Raw genomic sequence first — 20,458 nt, forward strand, 5'->3', positions numbered from 1 at the left:
GTGCGGCCGTCAGTGGCTGCGATGGCCCGCGGTGCCGGCGTTCCGGGCCGACACCGCGATCGCGACGGCCGCGATGGTAATCGCGATCACCGACAGCCACAGCGTCGCGACGAAGCCCTGATCGAACGCGAACTGCGCGGCTGACAGCACACGGCTTGCGAGATCGGGCGCCATCGACTCGGCGGCGAGAATTGCCTGGTCGATGCCGTCACGCGCGAGCGCCGGTGTCTCGACGCCGTCGGGCAGGATGAAGCTGCGCGCGTACATCCACGTCATCAGGCTGCCGAGCATCGCGACGCCGGCGGTGCTGCCGATCTCGTAGGACACCTCTTCGATCGACGCCGCCATGCCGGCCTGTTGTTCCGGTGCGTTGAGCATGATCGCGCCCGATGCGCCGGTCATCGTGGCGCCGAGGCCGAACCCGATGGCGACCAGTGGTACGAACCGGGCGAGCATCGAACCGTCGTAGGTGAAGATCAGTCCCAGCAGGCCCAGCGCGGCCACGAGTAGCGCCAGCCACACCACGCGTGCGTGGCCCAGCCGCTGGGCGACGAGCCCGGTCAACGGACCGGCGAACAGGGACGCGAGCGACAAAGGCATGATCGCGAACGCGGCCTGCAACGGCGTCATTCCCGATACCAACTGGACGCGCTGGGTGAAGACCAGCAGCACCCCGATCATCACGAACATCGAGATCGCCGCGCCGATCGCGCCCGCGCGGAACACCGGATGCCGGAACAGCGCGAAGTCGACCATCGGCGCAGCCATCGCCCGCTGCATGCGCACGAACCACACGAGGAAGCCGAGTCCGACGACGCCCGCGATGATCGCGGTCAGCATCGACGGTTCGAGCTTGCCGAATTCCTTGATCGCGTAGATCGTGCCGACCAGACCCACCATGACGACGAGGCCGCCCGAAATCTGCCAGGTGCGGTCCGGATTTCCCGGGATCGCAGGGACCAGCTTCGGCGTCAGCGCGAGCGCCAGCAACACCACGGGGACGTTGATCAGGAACACCGAGCCCCACCAGAAGTATTCGAGCAGCACGCCGCCCACGACCGGCCCGAACGCCGCGCCGCCCGATGCCACAGCCGCCCACACACCGATCGCGAGATTGCGTTCGCGATCATCGGTGAAGACGATGCGGATGATCGACAACGTGGCCGGCATCATCGCCGCGGCGCCGACTGCGAGCAGCGCGCGCGCCGCGATCAGCAGCTGCGGATTCGGTGCGTACGCCGCCGCGAGCGACGCGATGCCGAACACCGCGAGACCAGCCAGGAACATCCGCCGGTGACCGATGCGGTCGCCCAGCGTGCCGGTGCTCATCAGCAGGCCTGCCATCACCAGCGGATACGCGTTGACGATCCACAGCTTCTGCGCGTTCGTCGCGCCGAGGTCGTGGGTCAGCCGCGGCAGCGCGGTGTAGAGCACGGTGACGTCGATGGTGATCAGGAACAGTGCCGTCGAGACGATCAGCAGGACGAGCCAGCGGTTGTGGGTGGGCATGGAAAGACTCGAAGAATGTGGTGCGGCGAGGGGTCGTGATTACGCGGCAGGCGCCGGGGCCGGATAGAAGAATTCCAGCCCCTCGCGCATTGATGCGGCATGCCAGAGGTCGTCGGCAATGTCGGCCGGATCGACGATCGGCATCTCGAAGTCGCCGGGCACGGCCGCCGGTGCCGCATCCATGGACTGGTGATACGCGCTGTCGCGGATGACGGCTGAGATGTTGGCCATCGCGACGTGGATGCCGTCGGGCTGTAGTTCGCCATGCAGCGATTGCAGATAGTTGCGGACCGCCGCCTGCGCAGGCGCGGGCCCGCTCATGAAAGGCAGGCCCTGCGACGCGGTGCCGCCGAAGCCGGCGAGAATCGCGCCGCCACCGCGGCTGCGCATCGAAGGCAACGCGGCCTGGATGCTCGCGACCAGCCCCAGGAACAGGAACTCCAGCTGCGCGCGGAGCATGGCCGGTGTCATGTCGAGCGCGGGATCGAACGCATTGGCCGTGGCCGGCGCGTAGTAGATCGCGTCGATGTGCCCGTAGTGGTCCTCAACCTGGCTGACGGCGCGCCAGATCTGTTCTTCCTGCGCGAGATCGGCCTGGAATGCGGCAGCGGTGATGCCTTCGGATTCGAGCGCGGATACGAGCGTGTCGAGCGGCCCCAGGCGTCGCGCGACGAGTGCCACGGCGTAGCCTTCGCGACCGAAGCGGCGCGCGACGGACAGCCCCAGACCGGTGCCCGCACCGAAAATGACGATGACCTTCTGCATCACGATTCCTGTTCGACCGCGGGCGGGACGACGCTGGTGTCGATGTTCCGGTTGAACGGCAGATCGATGTAGGGGAAACGCCGCACCACGGCGCGGATGCGCTTCTGTCGCGTGCCCGGTTCGCCCCACAGCACTTCGAGCGCGTCGCCCGGGTTCGCGTGCGCGGTCTCGACGATCGCCAGTGAAATCATCTGCCTGTAGTAGTAGCTGAACATCCGGCCGCTCGACATGCCGACGAGACGCTCACCGACGAATACGTCATCGGCAAAGTGCTGCGACAGATACCCCTGCCAGATCGGATTGGCGGCGAAATCCATGAACTGCACGTCGCCGTCCGGGCGGAACTGCGAGGCGTAGACTTCGAGCACATCGTCCTGGTTCCACTCCAGCGTCACGATCTGACGGCGTGGTGACCGGGCAATTTTCTCCAGCGCTTCGCGGCCGCGGAAATCATGATCGAACGTGATCAGGTGGCCGATGCCCAGCTCGTAGGGATTGGCATAGCGCTTGGTGATGTCCGGGCCAGCGCTGCCGGGCAGAACGGCGGTGATCTCGCCGAACTGCTCGCCGAGGAAGTGCATGAATTCGCCGTCCTCGGTCCAGGCATGCAGATAGTGGATGAAGGACTGGGCGAAGCCGCCCTCGGTGTGGTTCAGGCCGTAGCCCTGCATGCCGAGGCGCTCGATCCCGAACGGCGCGCCGGCCTGCAGGATCGCCGCGTACACCGCCTGCGCATCGGCGATGTCGCCATGCACTTCGTAGGCGAGCGTGCGCGAGACGCCGAGGCGGTAGACGCGGATGTCGATGTCGCGCTTGAGCAGACCGTCGCGACGGATGCGGCTCGGGCGGTGCCACAGGAAGCGCAGATCCTTGAGGCTTTCACCGGTCAGCGCCTCCATGACGTCGAGCGAGCGTGGGCCCGCGATCTGGAACAGGAACGTCTTCGCATCCAGGTTCTCGGACTTGACGTCGTAACCGCCCGATTCGACCAGATAGTCGACATAGGGGCCGTGGCCCATGAGCTCGAACTCGTCTTCGCCGAGCCGCAGGATCATGCCCTCGGCCATCGTGTTGCCGAGCGCGTTGCACATCACGCCGTGCTTGGACGCGCCGATCGAGAAGCGGGTGAAATCGTTGATGCCCGCGTCCTGGATCAGACGCAACGCGTCCGGCCCGGTGACGCGGTTGCGGAAGTTCGGATTGAGGCCGGCATGCAGATAGCAGCCCGTCTTCCAGGACATGGATTCCGACTTCCAGCCCGAGAACTCCCAAGGCGTCAGGTGGCCGAACGAAGTGCTGTAGAACGACACGTCCTTGTCGTAAGGCATGAACGGGCTGTGCGGAATCAGGGTGGGCTTCATCGTCGGGTCGTCCTAAGGAAACCGGACGAATGGTATGTTTGGAAGTGCCCGAATGGTGTGACGATGCCCGACCGCGTACAGCCCGCTCTCAGGCGCGCTGTGCGCAGCCCGCGGCGCGGGCACAGTCCCGGCGGGGCACGCCAGTCGACCCGAACGCCTATGCTGTCCGCCGCCCTGCCGGCTCCGATCCACCGACCCCGACCTGCGCCATGGACAATCCCCACAAGCGGAAGAAACAGCCCGAACAGGTGCGCCGCGCCCTGCTCGACGCCGCGACGCGGCTGGCGGTCGAAGGCGGTGTGGCATCGGTCACCGTGCAGGCGGTCTCGGAAGCGGCCGGCGTGACCAAGGGCGGATTCCTGCACCACTTCCCCAGCAAGCAGGCGCTGGTGACCGCGGTGTTCGAGGAACTGCTGGAGACCGTCGACCGCGATCTCGACGCCCGCTTGGCCGCCGATCCGAAATCCCACGGCCGCTTCTCGCGCGCCTACGTCGAAGCGGTGTTCGACATGGACCCCGACACCGATGGCGGCGCCTGGGCGGCATTGTCGATGTCCTGGCTGACCGATCCCGGCCTGCGCGCGCTCTGGGCCGGATGGTTCCAGGCCCGCGTCGATCGTCATCGCGACACCGACGACAGCGTCGCGCTGACGATGGTGCGCATGGCCGCCGACGGCGTGTGGCTGGCGGATCTGGCCGGCGTGGCCGTCGAGGATCGCGAGGCGCTGCGCGAGCGGCTGATCAAGGCGACGCGTCGACCGGCGCGCTGATCACGCTGCGCTTGAGCACTGCAGCGGTCGGGTCGTCTGCCTGCACCCCGTGGGACGCACCGGAGTCCGCTGCCGGCCATGCGCACACGGACGTTTCCGCGGGCGCTGCAGCCGACGTCCACTGACGCACTTTTCTACGGACTGTGTGCAGCGCCGAAGGCGTGCCCCGTGTGACACAGGACGCCCGCCGGGTACGCCTCGTCTGTTTCAAGCAGCACGCCCCCGCAGCGCGGACACATGGGTCCGGAGACCGAACCGGAAGTCGCCAGTCGCTGCGCTTCGGATGCCGCCAGGCTGATCGCGTGTTCGGCCGGCAACCACTGCGGCGTCGTGATTGGAGGCAGGCTCTTGAGAGGACGGGACAGCGCATTGAGCGCACCGGCGATCGCATCCAGACGCAGCACGTGATCCACCTCGACGTTGGCGAGTGCACTCCGCGGCATGGCCGGCTCCGCGGCGTCGTCGGGATCCTGCACGACCGCAGTGCCGCCACAGGCCTTGATGGCCTGCAGCCCCTCGGTTCCATCGTCCATCGCGCCGGTCATGACCACGCCCACGACGCGCGGTCCGTAGTCCAGAGCGGCCGAGCGGAAGAGCGGATTGATGGCCGGGCGCGCGTGGTGTTCCTTGGGACCGCAGTGCAGCTGCATCCGGCCGCCTTCGAGCGTCAGATGCAGGTCCGGCGGCGCGATGTGGATCGTCCCCGGCTGCGGTAGCGCCCCGTGTTCAGCCGTGATCGCGTGCAGCGGCCCCCGGGCATCGAGGAGTTCCGCGAGCTGACTCCGATGCGCGCCGATGTGCAGCACGAGCAGGATGGGCGCGGCGATCGTCGGCGACAGGTGGGGCACGACACGCAACAGCGCTGCGACGCCACCTGCGGAAGCGCCGACCACGATGATCCGGCTGGTATCTTGCATGCTGATTCCATGAACGACAGCGCCGTCCGATTGCATCCGCGAATGACGACGGTACGCGCTGCCTGCCGGCCCGACAGTGAGTTTTCGATGCATCTAGACGCGAATGACCCAAGCGGTGCCTTGCCGCCGGGGCCCAGTGACGGCACGGCCGCTCCCAGCCCCCTGATCGTCGGTATCGGGGGCTCGGCGGGCGCGCTGCCTGCCGTGCTGGCCTTGCTCGATACGCTGGGTGGCGACGCCGCAGTCGCCGTCGTTGTCGTGCTGCATCTGTCGCCCGACCACGAGAGCAGCGCGGCCGAAGTGCTGCAACGCGCGACGCCGATGAAGGTCACCCAGGTCAGCAAGCGGACGCGCCTGGAAGCCGGCCACGTCTACGTCATCGCGCCGGGCATGAACCTGATGACCGAAGACGGTCACGTGCAGCCGTCCGAAGGCGATACCGGACGTCCGTCCACCGTCATCGACCTGTACTTCCGCACGCTGGGCGAAGTGCATCGCGAAAACTCCGTCGGGATCGTGCTGTCGGGCACCGGCCGCGACGGCTCGCTCGGCCTCTCGCACATCAAGGAATGTGGGGGACTGACGATCGCGCAACTGCCCGAAGACGCCGAATACGGCGACATGCCGCGCGCCGCGATCGACACCGATGCAGTGGATCTGGTGTTGACCGCAGCCGAGATCGGCACGCGCCTGATCGATCTGGCGGCCTTCCCTCGAATTGCGCGGCTGCCTGCGGCGGAACCGTCTGACCAGGCGCTGGAGGAACGCGAGTCGCCGGAACGCGCATTCCAGGACATCCTCGTCGCCTTGCGTATCCGCATGCGCCACGACTTCCGCCATTACAAACGGGCGACGGTCCTGCGCCGTCTCGAGCGTCGCGTGCAGGTGCACGGGCTGCGGGATCTGTCGGCCTACCGCGACTACCTGCGCGACCACCCCGACGAAATGCCCTTGCTGCTGGCCGACATGCTGATCAGTGTCACCAGCTTCTTCCGCGACCAGCAGGCATTCGAGGCGCTCGACAAGCGCATCGTCCCCGACATCATGAATCGGGTGGCCCCGGGTGATGAGGCGCGAATCTGGATTCCAGCCTGCGCCTCGGGCGAGGAAAGCTATTCGGTTGCGATCCTGCTGCAGGAATATGCGGACCGGATGCACAATCCGCCGCGCATCCAGATCTTCGCCTCCGACATCAACGAAGCGGCCCTCAGCGCGGCGCGCCTGGGCAGCTATCCGGCCAACGTCGTGGCCGACATTTCCGAGCCCCGTCTGCTCGGTTATTTCGAGCGCGAAGATGGCGGCGGCTACCGCGTCCGCCAGTCGATCCGGGAACTCGTCGTCTTCGCCCGCCACAACGTGCTGGGCGATCCGCCGTTCTCCCGACTGGATCTGATCTGCTGCCGCAACCTGCTGATCTACCTGGATCGCAGCGCACAGGCGATCGTGCTGGAGATGTTCGCGTACGCGCTGAAGCCGGGCGGGTATCTGTTCCTCGGCAATGCCGAATCCATCGATGCATCCGAGGGCGCCTTCGAGCCCGTCAGCAAGGAGCACCGCATCTATCGGCTGCGCGCCGGCGGCGCCAGCCACGTGCGTGCACGCTTCCCGTCGCCGACGTTCGATGCGGACGAGCCCGCGCCCACCGCGCCGCTTGTGCAGATGGAACGCGCCGGCGCACGCGGTCGCGACAAGCCGCTCGCGGCGATGCACGAGCTTGCGCTGGCAGCCGCCTCACCGCCCAGCGTCCTGGTCAACGGCGAGCTCTACATCGAACGCGTCTCCCCCGGCGCCGGGCGCTACATCGCGTTCGGCGAGGGCATCCCGTCGCGCAACCTGCTCAACAACGTCGCGGCCGACATCCGGCTGGAACTGCGCACCGCGTTCTTCCGCGCAGGCGAAACGCAGGCGCGCGTCCAGAGCACGTTCCGCCGCGCTGCAGACGCCAGCGGGCAACGTTCCGTGATGAAGCTGTCGGTCCAGCCGATCGGCAATCCCGAAACCGGCGAGACGTTCTGGCTGGTGCTCTTCGACGAGCAGGCGGAGTCCGCGTCGTACCTGCCCGATTCGACGGCCACGGACAACGCGGCCTTCGAAGAGAGCGTGCAGCGGCTCGAAGAAGAGAACCGCTCGCTCAAGACGCATCTGCAGGACACGCTCGACCGCTCGGCGGTGTCGAACGAGGAGCTCAAGGCCTCCAACGAGGAACTGCAGGCCATCAATGAAGAGCTGCGGTCCGCGAAGGAGGAGCTCGAGACCAGCAAGGAAGAACTGCAGTCGGTCAACGAAGAGTTGACCACCGTGAACTACGAGCTGCGGCTCAAGGTCGACGAAGCGGAGCGGCACAACGACGATCTGCGCAATCTCATGGAAGCGTCCGAGATCGCGACCGTCTTCGTCGATCCCGGCATGCGCGTCAAACGCTTCACGCCGCAGGCGCGGAAGCTGTTCTCGCTGATCGCCACGGACATCGGGCGACCGCTGATGGACGTCAAGAACCGGCTGCGATACGACAACATCGTCGAAGACGCGACGGCCGCCTTCGAGAAACTGGTGCCGATCGAGCGCAGTGTCGCGAGCATCGACGAGTGTCACTACCTCGCGCGTATCCAGCCCTACCGCACGAGCCAGAACAAGATCGGCGGCGCCGTGCTGACGTTCGTCGATGTCACCGAACTGCGCCGGGCGGAACACCGCGTGACCGTGACGGAAGAGCGGCTGCGTGATGCGATCTCGGCCAGCCGCGATTTCGCCGTCATCAGTACCGATGAAATCGGGATCATCACCACCTGGAACGAGGGCGCGGAAGCCACGTTCGGTTACACATCCGCCGAGATCCTGGGCCAGACCATCGACCGGCTCTTCACGACCGAGGATCGGGCGCAGGGTGTGCCCGACCAGGAACGCAGAGTGGCGCTGCTGGAAGGACGCGCGGCGGACGAGCGCTGGCAGCTGCGCCGCGACGGCACGACGTTCTTCTGCAGTGGCGTCACGACGCCGCTGCACACGGGCAGCGGTCGCGGTTTCGTCACGCTCGCACGCGACGTGTCCGCATCGAAGATCCGGGAAGTGAACCAGGATGCCTCCATCGAGACCGCGCGCAGAACGGCCGCGGAGCTCAAGGCCAGCGCGGAACTCAAGGACCGATTCCTGGCCGTGATGTCGCACGAGCTCAAGCAGCCGCTGAACCTGATCCAGGTCAATGCCGAGCTGCTCGTCCGCTTGCCCGAATGTCGATCAATCGAGGCTGTGCAGAAGATCGGCGGCACGTTGATCCGTGCGGTGGCGGCGCAGGAAACCATCGTCAACGACCTGCTGGATTTCTCGCGGATCAATACCGGCAAGTTGCAGCTTCGACGCCAGCCGACCGATCTGGCCGAGATCGTCGAACTGCTGGGCAAGGCCGCCATCCCCGACGCCGCGCGCAACGGGATCACCCTGGTGACCGAGGTCGCGGACGCGGTGGTGTGTGATGGCGACCCGGTGCGCCTGGAGCAGGTGGTCTGGAACCTCCTGAGCAATGCCAGGAAGTTCACCCCCAAGGGCGGCCAGATCCGGATCTCGGTGACGTCCGAGGGCGATGAGGCCCGTCTCGAAGTGACCGACACGGGCATCGGGATTTCGAAGGAGTTTCTGCCGCACATCTTCGAACTGTTCAGTCAGGACGAGATCGGTCCTGCGTACACCTCGTCCCACGCAGGACTGGGCATCGGGCTGGCGCTCGTTCGCGAGCTCGTCGAGGCCCATGGCGGACGCGTGCGTGCGGCGTCGCCGGGCAAGGGCCTGGGCTCGACGTTCACGGTCTGGTTTCCGCTGACGGGCTCGGGCCGCGACGAAACGGACGGCGCCGAAGCACCGCCGCGCCACCTGCCCAGACGCATCCTCATGGTGGACGACGACCTGGAATCGATGACCTCCCTGGCCCAGGTGCTCGAACTGGATGGTGCGAGCGTCGATGCCGTCACCGATCCTGTCGATGCACTTCGTCTGCTCGCGGCGCACACGTACGACGTCGTGCTCTCGGACATCAGCATGGGTGCGATGTCGGGGCTGGATTTCATGCGTCGCGCGCGCGAGCTGCGCCCCGACAATGCATTCCGCAGCGTCGCCATCAGTGGATACGGGACTGCGGCCGATGTGGCGCGGACGCAGGCAGCGGGTTTCGACGCGCACCTGTCCAAGCCCGTATCGCTGGCACGCCTGCGCGAAATCATGGAGGGCTTCGGGGGATCGAACTGATGCGAGCGCGGCGCGAGGGCTACACCGCTGTCCGCGCATCGGATGCGCTGCACGCGCACGCCGCGGAGTAGTCTGCGGTGGGCGTGCGGCGGGGCTGACGTCCCGACGCAAACGCACTGGTCGATTGCGATGTCAGCCGGACCAGCGTGTCGTCAATTCCGGGCTGTACTGACCCGCTCCCGCAGGATCACGACCATCTCCACGCCGCAGACAGTGCCGATCGAGCGCGCGTCGTAGCGTTCGAGACGGCTCGTCTGCCTCGCACCACTCCAGCGTTTGAAATGCGCGAACCAGGCGCCGTCCGTGGGCCGGTTGCTGCGCGCCAGAAAATCTTCCAGCGAGAACATTCGCGACTCTTGCCCGCCCGATGACGTCTCCCAGAACGGGATGTCTTCCAGCCAATCGTATGTCTGCGGCATCACGCACTCCGGTGATCGCGCCGCAAGCGCCAGAGCGCATCGGCTTCAACGACACTTCTCGCGGCGCAAGGATCGGATGCCCCGTCCGATCATCGTTCCGACTGTCGATTTCCCGGCGAACGCGGGGCTTTCCCCGCATCGCCCGTCGACCCGCGAAGCGGATCATATCGACGTTCAATCCGCGAAATTCCAGCGGCTTTCGTGCGACACCCGGCGTCGAACGAGGTGGCGTGCATTTATTTCACGGCTGCCGTGCTGGTGCGTGCGCAGACCGGGGTACCGGCATCCGCACTTTCATCCGACTACGCTTCACGCCCGGTGTCCGTCGTGATTCGGCTTGTGACCGGAGTCCAAAATGACGCCATCACCGTCTTTGCGGGCGCACAAATTGCAGGCCACGGCAAGAATTTCAAGCCTTCAGATAATTGCGCGTTCGACGCGCTCGCACGGTGTCTGTGTCGCTGGGGAGCAGACGTTTCGCGCTGCTCGCCGTGCTTCGATCACCCTGGGAGCAAGCGCCTGACAGCCGTGCAGGCACGCAAGAGCGCCGCCGGTCGCCCGTCTTTACGCAGGGTCAGCCGCAGAAACAACGGAACGCGCTGACCGGCCGAAGAAGCGATCGATCGAAAAAGAAAGACCGGCGCCTGATTGCGAAGACACTCAGACCAGCGCGGTGCCGCCCGGTGACGCATCGCCCGCAGCAGGCAGCGTGTCGACCAGTACAGCGATGCGACGCAACGCCAGTTCCGCGCGATCCATCGTCTCCATGGCGCGCTCGTGGTGCCCCTCTGCCAGCAGATGCTTTCCAGCTGCGATCGCAAGCGCTGCTGCGTTCACCGCATTGCGAAGATCGTGCTGCCAGACCGCGTCCGGCGATTCGTGAGCCTCAATCCCCGACATCGTCTCGCATCCGGGACAGATGATTGTGGACCGTGCGAACACTCACGCCCAGCAAGCGTGCGGCTGCGGTCTTGTCGTTGTCGCAATGCGCGAGTGCCTTCAGCAGCATGCGTCGCTCCATCTCGGCCCATGGCGTACCCAGAGAGAACGCCACCGTATTGCGGGTCTCGACCGGCGGCGGCAATCGCCGCACCTCCGTCACCACCAGAATCTCTTCGCCGGACGCCAGCAGGTACGCGCGATGGACGGCGTTGCGCAGCTCCCTGAAGTTGCCCGGCCAGGGATGGGCGAGCAGATTGCGGATGCTTTGAGATGACAGGCGTTTGTCGAGGTCGTAGCGCAGGTTGAACGCTTGGGTCATGCGCCGCGCGAGCAGCACGATGTCGTCGCCCCGCTGGCGCAGGGGCGGCAGCGGAATGTGCACCTCGGCGATGCGGTAGTAGAGATCGTCCCGGAGTCGTCCATCCGCCAGTGCGGTCTGAAGATCGAGACGTGTCGACGCGATGATGCGGGGCGCAGACCCTGGACGAGGCTGTCCGACATGCGCTTCGTCGTTCTCCAGCAGGCGCAGGAGGTAGCCCTGCAGCTCGAACGACATCTCGGAGATATCCGCCAGAAACAAGGTGCCGCCCGCAGCGCGGTCGATTGCGCCCGGAGCGTCCGTACGCGTTTGGTTTCCCGCGTGCGGAACGCCGCCGATGAGACTGTCCGCCAGCATCTGCGCCGGCATCGAACCACAGTCCAGCGTGACGAACGCGCCGCTGCAACCGCTCATCGTGTGGATGGCGCGCGCAAACAGTGCCTTGCCTGTTCCCGACTCGCCGGTCAGCAGAATCGAGGCGTCGGTCGCTGCCAGCGTCCGGGCCAGACGCGTCGACTCCCGCATCACAGCGCTCGTCGCGATTACACCGGGGATCGGCTCGTCACTCGGTATGACGACATGCTTCGCAATGTTGCGGGATTCGCGCAGAAGCGAAATGAAAACCGCAGGGTCGAAGGGCTTCACCAGGTAATCGCTGACCAGGCCACCGACCGCACGCGTTGCGGTTTCAAAACTCGGGTTTCCGGTCAGGATCGCGACGCGACGGTGCAGCGCCGGATCGATCCATGGAAGCAGTTCCAGGCCGGAGCCGTCCGGCAACTTCAGATCGAGGAGCAGCAGATCGGATCCTGAATCCAGTTCGATGCGTCCCTCGGCGACCGATCTCGCCAGTCGCGGGGAATAGCCTTCCGCGCGTGCGAGCTCAGCGGCGGAAGCGGCGAAGCTCGTGTCGTCGTCGACGATCAGAATCTCGGAAATCGGACTGCTGTCTGCCATCGTTCCGCCTCATCTTCCGCGCGAGATTAGCATGCGGTCGCAAGCGCCCTGCAGGATCCGCGCGAGGCTGTCGAACGCATGGATTCGTGGCGTGAGCCGGATGATCCGTCATGCGTTTTCCCGAGAATGTGCGCGGTTCGCAGGCCCGGGCGTGTGCGATGTCGGGATGAGCCTTGGAGCGCTACATCGATCGGAGGGCTCGGATATCCTCTCGAGCGCCGCACTCTGTCTATCGAATATTCGCTGCTGTTGACACGTCATGACTGGAAAAAAATTCGCTATGACATCGACCGCATTCCCGCTTGAGCTACGCCGACGACTGCGACGGCACAGGCGTGAGTGAGGCGGCCGGATCGACGCAGCAGCGAAGCACGTCTGGCCAAGGACGCAAGAGCGTCGGCATGCTGGTGCGGGAACTGAAGACGGCAATCCGACAGCGCACTGGAGCCGGCGTCCGCCATCTCAGCTGGAGTCTGCATGTCGCAGACCTGACCGATGCCGATCTGCAAGCCGTGCTCGGATCGATGGCACGCGCCGGCGTCCATGGGACCGTGGAGCGTGATTACGCGACAGTCGCGCATTTCAATCTGCGCTGGTAGCAGGGGCGCGCAGGCTTGCAATGCTTGACGCATATCCGGATGCCCACGCTCGCCTGGATACGCATTCGAGCGGATCACCCAGCGCAGGCTTGAACATTGGACCCGATGTGCGTCGGATGTACGCACGTGCAGAACGCGCAGCGCCGCTCAGGCGCCGGTGTCTGCATCCGGATGCCGCGCCCGCCACGCCTTGAGCTGCTCGCGGTAGTACTGCAGCTCTTCGGAATAGGTGTCGTGCACGCAGACCGCGCAGCCGCTGTCGCAGCAGTCGCTGGGCAGCGGCGGTTCGGGCGGCTGCGGGCGCGGGTCGGGATGCGTCGGATTCGACACGGTCAGTCGCGCGCGTCCGCGGCCGGGATCGGCGACTGCCGAAGGCCAGTGGTTTCGGTATCGCAATGCGCGGGCGTCGCGCCTGCCGCGCGTTGCGCGGCGATCTCGGCGCGTGCGGCGTCGAGGTCGGCGCGGAATTCGGGCGCTGCCTGCAGGCGCGCGAAGGTGGCCGCGCCGACGCGTTCGCCTTCGACGATGTCGCTGTGCCAGTGCACGTTGCAGACCAGCCGGCTTTCGCCGAACGCGCGACCACGTTGCAGCAGTGCGTCGCTGCGTTCGGGTGCGAGTTCGACCAGCGCCAGCGTCCATGCCCAGCCGATTGCGGTGTGGCCCGACGGATACGAGGCACTGGTCGTCAGCCGCGCCACGTCTTCCGGCGTGCACACCGGCGCGGCGTTGCGCACGAAGGGACGGCCGCGCTGCCAGTGATCCTTCGCCGCGCGGCCCGCATTCGACGCATCGGCGAGGCTGCGCCGCAGCAGGCGCACGAGATGCGGGGTGCGGTCGGCGCTGATCTCGACGCCGAGCGCGCAGGCGAACAGCGGCTCGGCGGCCGGGAACGTCAGATCGGCATCGACCGTGGCCTGACGCCAGCGCGCGGTGTCGTGCAGCGCGAGACTGCGCGCGGCGATCGCATCGTCATGTGCCTGCGCAGCCGAACCCGGCGCGGGTGGCGCCGGCAGCAGCGCGCGGCTGTCGAACGCAGGCGCGTCGAGATAGCCGATCGTGACCCCGGGCCGGCTTTCCGGTACGACCACGGCCGTGCCGGGCGACGCCTCGCGCGCGGGCAGCGCACAGGCGACCAGCATCGAGAGCAGCGCGCCGCACACGGCGACGCGCACACCGTCCCGCACACGCAGGCGCATGTCAGCGGGCCTGCAGGCGCTGGGCGATGGTCGCCCGCAGTGCGTCCAGATCCTTGGCGAACGCGGCGATGCCGTCGCGCAGCTTCTCGGCTGCCATCGGATCGGCGGCGAGGTCGGCCGCATAGCGCGCGGCATCGACCGGCGGCGCGATCTCGCCGTCACCCTCGTCCGCATCGAGCTTGCGCGGCAGATCGCCATGCTCGGCGTCCAGCTTTTCCAGCAGATCCGGCGCGATCGTCAGACGGTCGCAACCGGCCAGCGCTTCGATCTGCGCGGTCGAACGGAACGACGCGCCCATGACCACGGTCGGCGAACCGCGACGCTTGAACTCGGTGTAGACCTCGCGCACGAAGCGCACGCCCGGATCGTCGTCGATCGTCGCCGGCGTGTCGCCGCGCGCGACGTGCCAGTCGAGGATGCGGCCGACGAACGGCGAGATCAGGAACACGCCCGCTTCCGCGCAGGCGATCGCCTGGGTGCGGTTGAAGATCAGCGTCAGGTTGCAGTCGATGTCCTCGCGCTGCAGCTCGCGCGCCGCGCGAATGCCTTCCCAGGTCGCGGCGATCTTGATCAGCACGCGCTCGCGCGACACGCCGGCGTCCTGGTACATCTCGATGAACTGGCGCGCCTTGGCGATCGTGGCCTCGGTGTCGAACGACAGGTCGGCATCGACTTCGGTCGACACGCGGCCCGGCACCAGGCTGGACAGCGTGCGGCCGACGCCGATCGTCAAACGGTCGACCACCTTGCGCGCGATGGTGTCGATGTCGCCGTCCAGATCCTCGGCGCGTTCGAGCTCGCGCTCGACGAGATCGGCGTAGATCGGCAGGTCCAGCGCCTTGCGCACCAGCGTCGGGTTGGTGGTGCAGTCGACCGGCTTCAGGCGGGCGATGGCGTCGGCATCGCCGGTGTCGGCGACGACCACGGAGAGCTCGCGCAGCTGTTCGAGTTTGGACGCGGATGTTGCAGCGGACATGGACACCTCAGGGTTCGGGACGCGCGCCGCGTATCAGGCGGGCCCGTCATTGTCGCGCCCGGCGTCGTCGAGGGCCACCCTGACGGCATCCGAGTGCTCACCGAGTCCCGGGGCCGCGAACGGCGCCGGCCCCGGTGTACGGCCGAAGCGGATCGGCCGAGAGACGCCGCGATAGCTGCCCAAGCGCGGGTGGTCGATGCTCGCGACGATCTCCTCGGCCAGCACCTGCGGGTGTTCGAACATGTCCTCGACCGCGCGCGCGGCCGCGCAGGGCACCGCGTCGCCGAAATGCGCTTCCCACTCCAGCGCGTCGCGCGTGGCCAGCGCCGCATGCAGCTGCGGCAGGATCTCGTCGGCATGCACGGCGCGTTTGCGCACGCTGTCGTAGCGCGGATCGGCGGCCAGCGCGTCGAGGCCGGTCAGCTCGCACAGCGCCTGCCAGAACCGCAGCGTGTTCGCCGACACATACAGCCAACCTTCGCGCGTGGGATGCAGGCCGGTCACGCCGCCCGAGCGCATGTCCCGGCCGATGTCGAGCGCCTCGCCTTCGGCCCAGACCATGCGCGCGGACTGCATGGTCAGCGCGCTGCGCAGCAGCGACACGCCGACGAACTGGCCTTCGCCACTGCGCTCGCGCTCGAACAGCGCGGACGACACGCCGGCGGCGAGCAATGCGGCCGCGTAGTAGTCGACCACCGAGCCGTAGATGATCTCGGGCGCACCGCCGCGCTTGCCCTGCAGCGCGCACATGCCGGTCATCGTCTGCAGCACCTGGTCGTAGCCGGCCTTGTCCTTCAGCGGACCGGTCTCGCCGTATCCGGTGACCGCGCAATAGATCAGCCGCGGATTCAGCGCCGACAGCGTGGGAAAATCGATCGCCAGCCGCTCCGGCACACCGGGGCGGAAGTTGTGCACCAGCACGTCGGCCTCGCGCACAAGGCGATACAGCACCGCGCGGTCGTCGTCGTCCTTCAGGTTCAGGGTGACGCCGCGCTTGCTCCGGTTCACGCCGATGAAGGCACGGCTTTCGTCGGCGAGCGTGGAGGGATAGTTGCGCAGGTTGTCGCCGTCCGGCGGCTCGACCTTGATCACGTCGGCGCCCTGGTCGGCGAGCAGCGCGCAACCGTAGGGGCCGGCGATGTACGCGCTGAGATCGAGCACGCGCACGCCGCTGAGCGGTCCTGCCGGCCCGCTGCGACCGCTGTCGAAGATGGAACCCGTCATGTCGTCCGACATCCTTTCGTGGCTGCGGCGGTGCCCGCGCGCAGTCTGCGCAAGCACGGCATCGCAACCCATCCGTCCTGTCTATGTTCTCGCGCCACAGAAACTTGCTTGCGCACGGGCATCATCTCAAAGCGCTCCGCAATCTCCGCTGTCCGCGCCGTCGCCGGTCGGCGCCAGGCCCAGCCAGGTCAGCCGCCAGATACGGTCGGCACGCGCGCCGAGGCCGTAATACGGGGCGAAATCGATCGGTGCGCGGTCATCGAGATGCAGGCGCAAGCCGACGACAGGATCGTCGCCCTGCGGCGCGAGGGCCTCCAGGCGGATCTGCGCATCGTCGTCGGGCAGACGCACGATTTCCGATGTCTTGTAGCCGTCGATCAGACCGGTCGCATACGCCAGCGGGCCGCGTCCGAATGCGATCCAGGCGTAGTGCAGCACCTGCTGGCGCACCGGACTGCCATCGGGCGCGCGCGAGATCTGCACGTTGCGATAGCTGCGGCGATGCACGCGCGGCGGCATCTGCAGATCGAGCGTCACCACGTCGCCATTGCGCCAAGTGCGCGCGAGGCTGGCGTAGTCACCCGCCACGAGCGCCGCGTCGGAGGGCGCGCCATTGATCGACAGCGTCGCGTCCTGCGCCCATGCCGGAATCCGGATGTGCAGCACGAAGTCCGCCGCGCGCTCCACGTCCAGCGCGAAGCGCACGGCGCCATCGAACGGGTAGCGCGTGTCCTGCACGACGCGCACGCGACCGGCGTCGATGCGATCGAACGTCGCCTCGCCCGGCCCGAGCAGGTTCACCACCGGCCCGTCGTCGCGTTCCGCATAGGCGACGCCCTGCAGTTCCTCGATCGCCATCGCGCCGCTGGACTTGCAGCAGCGCCAGTAGTTGGTGTGGATGCGCTGGCCGTTGGCATAGGAGTAGTAGCACCAGTCCTCGCCGTTGGGCGCCTGCGCACCGAGCAGATCGTTGTAGGCGGTGCGTTCGATCTCGTCGGCGTAGCGCGCGTCGCCGGTGATCGCCAGCAGCTCGCGGTTGAGCTGCAGCCAGGCGAGGATCGAACAGGTTTCCACGTAGGCCTGCGGGTCGAACACGAACGCCGGATTGAACACTTCGCGTGAGCGATGGCCGATACCGCCGAACGGCCCGCCGCCGAGACTCAGGTGGTGGTCGACGATCGCCCGCCACTGCGCGTCGAGCACATCGCGATGACGCGGATCGCCGCTGACGCGCGCAAGTTTCGCCAGGCCGACGAGATTCCAGCACAGCTGATAGGCCTTGCCGGTCGCGATTTCGGACGGATCGGCGCCGTCGAGCGCGCGTTCGATCAGCGCCAGACGCGGATTGGCGTCCATCTGTTCGACGATGCGATGCGCGAGCGAGAGCAGATCCGCATCGCCGGTCAGTGCATGCAGATCCATGACCGGATCGAGCAGCACGGTCGCCGACATGCCGTGGTGGTTGCCGACGCTGGTGATGTCGATGCCGTCGACGCAGAACGTGCGCCAGCACAGCGCACCGATCCGTTGCGCGGCATCGAGCGCGCCCGCATCCGGAAATGCGCGGTGCACATCGAGCAGGCCGAGCAGCAGATAGCTGTGCGTCCAGACGTCCCAGGTGCGCAGCGCCGGCTCGCCGTTCCAGCTTTCGGGCTTCGGCGGCTGCGGCACCATGAAGCGTCGATGCGGCGCATACGTGCCGAGGTAGCCGTCGGCCTCCTGCACGGCATCGAGGTACGACACCACCGCGCGCAGATGCGCTTCCAGCGCCGGGTCGCCGCTGCGCGCCGCCGCCTTCGCCGCCGCCGACAGCCACTTGCCGGCGTGTTCGCCGTACCAGTCGCCTTCATCGTTGTGCGCGCGATGCGCGGGATCGAAGATCGCGATCGCCGGACTGTCCGGACCGGTGACGAACGTCGACAGGCGGCCGCGACGGTTGGCGTCGAGCGCGTCGCCGAGCAGGCCGCGCAGGCGCACCTGCGACGGCGCGGGTGCGCGTTGCACGTCGCGTGCGGCGGTCGGCAACGGACCGCTCATCGCGCGTGCCCGACTGCGTCCACCACACACCGGAACCCGATCGTCCCGGAACGGTCCTTGCACGGCGCCATCAGCAGGTATTTGCCGTGCTGGTCGAGGCGATAGGCCTGCGGGAAATACCAGTGCGAGGTCTGCGGCTGGTAGCTGCTGCCGCCGCGCAGGATGGCTGCGCGCGTGTGGTCATCGGCGAACTCGTCGGTCCACTGCCAGACGTTGCCGACCAGGTCCTCGACGCCGAACGGCGATGCACCCTGCGGATGCGCGTCGACGTCGGCCGGTGGCTGCAGGCGGCGTCCGCGGTTGACCCGCGGCGCGAAGCTGTCGTGCCAGTCGTTGCCCCAGGGGTAGCGGCGACCGTCGTGACCCTGCGCGGCGACCTGCCATTCCCATTCGCGCGGCAGGCGCTTGCCGGCCCACGCGGCGTAGGCACGGGCGTCTTCGAGCGACACCCAGATCACCGGCTTGCGCTCCCAGCCGGCGCGCGGCGCGCCGTCGACCCAGTGCCGCAGGAAGTTGTGCGCGTCACGCGGCGCGTAGCCGCTCGCATCGAGGAACTGCTTGAACTGCGCGTTGGTGACCGGATGACGGTCGATGTGGAACGCCGCCAGATCCATGCGCCGCCGGTGATGGCGACGCGGGCTGTCTTCCCACGGGTACTGCACGTCGACGCCGGACCAATTGAAGCCCTCGATCTCGATGCCGCCGACCTGGAACAGAAAGCTGCCGGCCGGCACGGTGACCATGCCGTCGGGGGCATCGGCCTGCGGCGCGGTCGACGCGACATCGACCAGCGTCTGTGGCAGTGCACGCCAGGCAGCCGAATGCGCGCCGAGCGGCTGTTCTGCCTGCGACGCGATCGTCGCGAGGAAGCCGTCGAGACCTTCGACGTCACTGCCCGCATCTACAGCGAGCACCGCGCCGAACCCGCGCGCTTCCATCGGCAGTTCGAACAACGCCTGCCCATCGACGATGCGCGGCGCGAGTGCACGACCGTGCCAGACGTCGTAGTAACGCGTGCCGTCGACATGCGGCTGCGCGAGCTGTTCGCCATCGACCGCGTATGCATTGCGATTGACCAGCGTCCACAGCGTGCGGCCCGCACCGGGAAACCGGCTGATGAACACCCCGCGCTGCAGGCTGGTCTGGTACGGCGCCCAGTCCATCGATACGACGAGATCGGGGAACTGGCGATAGATCGTCGCGATGCGGCGCAGGACTTCGGCATCGCGCGGGGAGAACTGGTTCCAGATGCCCCAGATGTTTTCCCAGGCGTTGTAGCCGATGCCGTTGAAGAAGCAGTACTGCAGGTCGTGCGTGCGGTCGCGGCCCCAGCGGTTCTCGTAGTTCACCATGTGCCGCGGTTCGAGCCACTTCCACTTCGACACCGGCGGCACCGGCCCGTCGGGCGCCTTCTTGCCCCAGCTCTGCACGTTCCAGATCAGCTGCTCTTCCGAGCTGATCGTCGATTCGGGCTGCAGCACCACGGTGCGTCCCAGACGCTGGCAGGCATCGAAGAACGCGCGCGGTACGCCGTTGAAGGTGTCGCCGTTAATGCCGTCCGCGCCGACCGCGACGACGATCTCCGCGAGGCCTTCCCAATGGCTGACGCCGGGATCGCGCGTGCCGTGGTCCCAGGGCTTGGCCGGCAGGAACACGCGCACGCCGCGCGCCTGGAAGGCCTGCACGGCTTCACGCAAACCGTCGAGGCCGCCGGGCATGTCGTGGGCGAGATCGAACTGGTTGCGGTCGTCGACGCCGATGTTGGGATACACGTACCAGATCAGCACCGAATCGAGGCCGCCGAAGCGTGCGACCAGATCGTCGAGATAGCGGTCGACGGTGTAGGTGCCGGTGTCGGGATCGAAGAAGAAGCGGTCCTCGACCATCATCTGCGCGTGCACGAAATTTTGCTGCGCCCACTGCAGGTCGGGATGGCGGTAGTTCGCGTCGTCGTAGCCGATGCGCACGAGGTGCTCGCGGCGCCAGTCGCGCAGTTCGGCCAGCCAGTCCTGCGCGCTGCCGTTGGCATCGATCATCCAGTCGCCGATGTCGGCGAACGGCCAGCCCGGCGCCTTGCCCGGTGTCGGCAGATACCGGCCGGTGGTGACGTGCGAAAACTTGTACTCGGTGCGGCGCGGTGCCGGGCCGTAGTCGGCATCGATGGACATGCCGTCGCCGGGCTGGTCCTCGTCGAGCGTGCGGTAGGGGGACGGACTCATGGGGAAACTCTC

General features: G+C 67.2%; 15 protein-coding genes. 3 read left to right on the forward strand and 12 right to left on the reverse strand.

The features are described 5' to 3' along the window. Positions 1-9 precede the first annotated feature (9 nt). From LU699_RS07620 to LU699_RS07630, 3 genes are read right to left on the reverse strand one after another with little or no spacing between them, the layout of a single operon-like run. On the reverse strand, positions 10-1,509 hold the full coding sequence (locus LU699_RS07620) for an MFS transporter (RefSeq protein WP_232136316.1): 1,500 nt from the start codon (positions 1,507-1,509) through the stop codon (positions 10-12). Between the two features lie 39 nt (positions 1,510-1,548). Continuing rightward, positions 1,549-2,274 (reverse strand): SDR family NAD(P)-dependent oxidoreductase, encoded by a 726-nt coding sequence (locus LU699_RS07625; RefSeq protein WP_232136317.1) that lies wholly within the window; start codon positions 2,272-2,274, stop codon positions 1,549-1,551. Continuing rightward, positions 2,274-3,635 (reverse strand): hypothetical protein, encoded by a 1,362-nt coding sequence (locus LU699_RS07630; protein WP_232136318.1) that lies wholly within the window; start codon positions 3,633-3,635, stop codon positions 2,274-2,276. The genes LU699_RS07625 and LU699_RS07630 overlap by 1 nt, the downstream gene beginning before the upstream one ends. Before the next feature lie 209 nt (positions 3,636-3,844). Here LU699_RS07630 and LU699_RS07635 point away from each other — a divergent pair, with 209 nt between their 5' ends. Next, positions 3,845-4,405, forward strand: a complete 561-nt coding sequence (locus LU699_RS07635; RefSeq protein ID WP_232136319.1) for a TetR/AcrR family transcriptional regulator — start codon at positions 3,845-3,847, stop codon at positions 4,403-4,405. A 134-nt stretch (positions 4,406-4,539) separates the two neighbouring features. On the opposite strand, the gene LU699_RS07640 is transcribed toward LU699_RS07635, so the two are convergent. Further along, positions 4,540-5,322, reverse strand: coding sequence for a chemotaxis protein CheB (locus tag LU699_RS07640; RefSeq protein ID WP_232136320.1), 783 nt, complete (start codon positions 5,320-5,322; stop codon positions 4,540-4,542). An 87-nt stretch (positions 5,323-5,409) separates the two neighbouring features. Here LU699_RS07640 and LU699_RS07645 point away from each other — a divergent pair, with 87 nt between their 5' ends. Further along, positions 5,410-9,558, forward strand: a complete 4,149-nt coding sequence (locus tag LU699_RS07645; protein WP_232136321.1) for a CheR family methyltransferase — start codon at positions 5,410-5,412, stop codon at positions 9,556-9,558. 152 nt (positions 9,559-9,710) lie between these two features. On the opposite strand, the gene LU699_RS07650 is transcribed toward LU699_RS07645, so the two are convergent. Together LU699_RS07650 and LU699_RS07655 are read right to left on the reverse strand one after the other, a co-directional pair. Continuing rightward, a complete protein-coding gene (locus LU699_RS07650) occupies positions 9,711-9,977 on the reverse strand; it encodes a hypothetical protein (protein WP_232136322.1) in 267 nt (88 codons plus the stop codon). 886 nt (positions 9,978-10,863) lie between these two features. Then, positions 10,864-12,195, reverse strand: coding sequence for a sigma-54-dependent transcriptional regulator (locus LU699_RS07655; RefSeq protein WP_232136325.1), 1,332 nt, complete (start codon positions 12,193-12,195; stop codon positions 10,864-10,866). Positions 12,196-12,497: 302 nt separating this feature from the next. Here LU699_RS07655 and LU699_RS07660 point away from each other — a divergent pair, with 302 nt between their 5' ends. Further along, the gene (locus LU699_RS07660) at positions 12,498-12,794 is read left to right on the forward strand and encodes a hypothetical protein (RefSeq protein WP_232136326.1); all 297 of its coding nucleotides are present in this window, start codon (positions 12,498-12,500) and stop codon (positions 12,792-12,794) included. A gap of 147 nt (positions 12,795-12,941) precedes the next feature. Here LU699_RS07660 and LU699_RS07665 read toward each other — a convergent pair whose 3' ends face one another. From LU699_RS07665 to LU699_RS07690, 6 genes are all read right to left on the reverse strand, one after another. After that, positions 12,942-13,124 carry an oxidoreductase-like domain-containing protein gene (locus tag LU699_RS07665; protein WP_232136327.1) on the reverse strand — a complete coding sequence of 61 codons (183 nt, stop codon included), beginning with the start codon at positions 13,122-13,124 and terminating at the stop codon, positions 12,942-12,944. Between the two features lie 2 nt (positions 13,125-13,126). Then, positions 13,127-13,990, reverse strand: a complete 864-nt coding sequence (locus tag LU699_RS07670) for an acid phosphatase (protein WP_232136328.1) — start codon at positions 13,988-13,990, stop codon at positions 13,127-13,129. A gap of 1 nt (position 13,991) precedes the next feature. Continuing rightward, complete coding sequence (locus LU699_RS07675) at positions 13,992-14,966, reverse strand: transaldolase (RefSeq protein ID WP_232136329.1); 975 nt, start codon at positions 14,964-14,966, stop codon at positions 13,992-13,994. 33 nt (positions 14,967-14,999) lie between these two features. Beyond that, positions 15,000-16,190 carry a CaiB/BaiF CoA transferase family protein gene (locus tag LU699_RS07680; protein WP_232136330.1) on the reverse strand — a complete coding sequence of 397 codons (1,191 nt, stop codon included), beginning with the start codon at positions 16,188-16,190 and terminating at the stop codon, positions 15,000-15,002. A 126-nt stretch (positions 16,191-16,316) separates the two neighbouring features. Then, positions 16,317-18,227 (reverse strand): glycoside hydrolase family 127 protein, encoded by a 1,911-nt coding sequence (locus tag LU699_RS07685; RefSeq protein ID WP_232136331.1) that lies wholly within the window; start codon positions 18,225-18,227, stop codon positions 16,317-16,319. Then, the gene (locus tag LU699_RS07690; RefSeq protein ID WP_232136332.1) at positions 18,224-20,446 is read right to left on the reverse strand and encodes a formylglycine-generating enzyme family protein; all 2,223 of its coding nucleotides are present in this window, start codon (positions 20,444-20,446) and stop codon (positions 18,224-18,226) included. Before LU699_RS07690 ends, LU699_RS07685 begins: the two co-directional genes overlap by 4 nt. Between the last annotated feature and the right edge of the window lie 12 nt (positions 20,447-20,458).

It is taken from the genome of Luteimonas fraxinea (assembly GCF_021233355.1).
Classification (GTDB): Bacteria; Pseudomonadota; Gammaproteobacteria; order Xanthomonadales; family Xanthomonadaceae; genus Luteimonas; species Luteimonas fraxinea.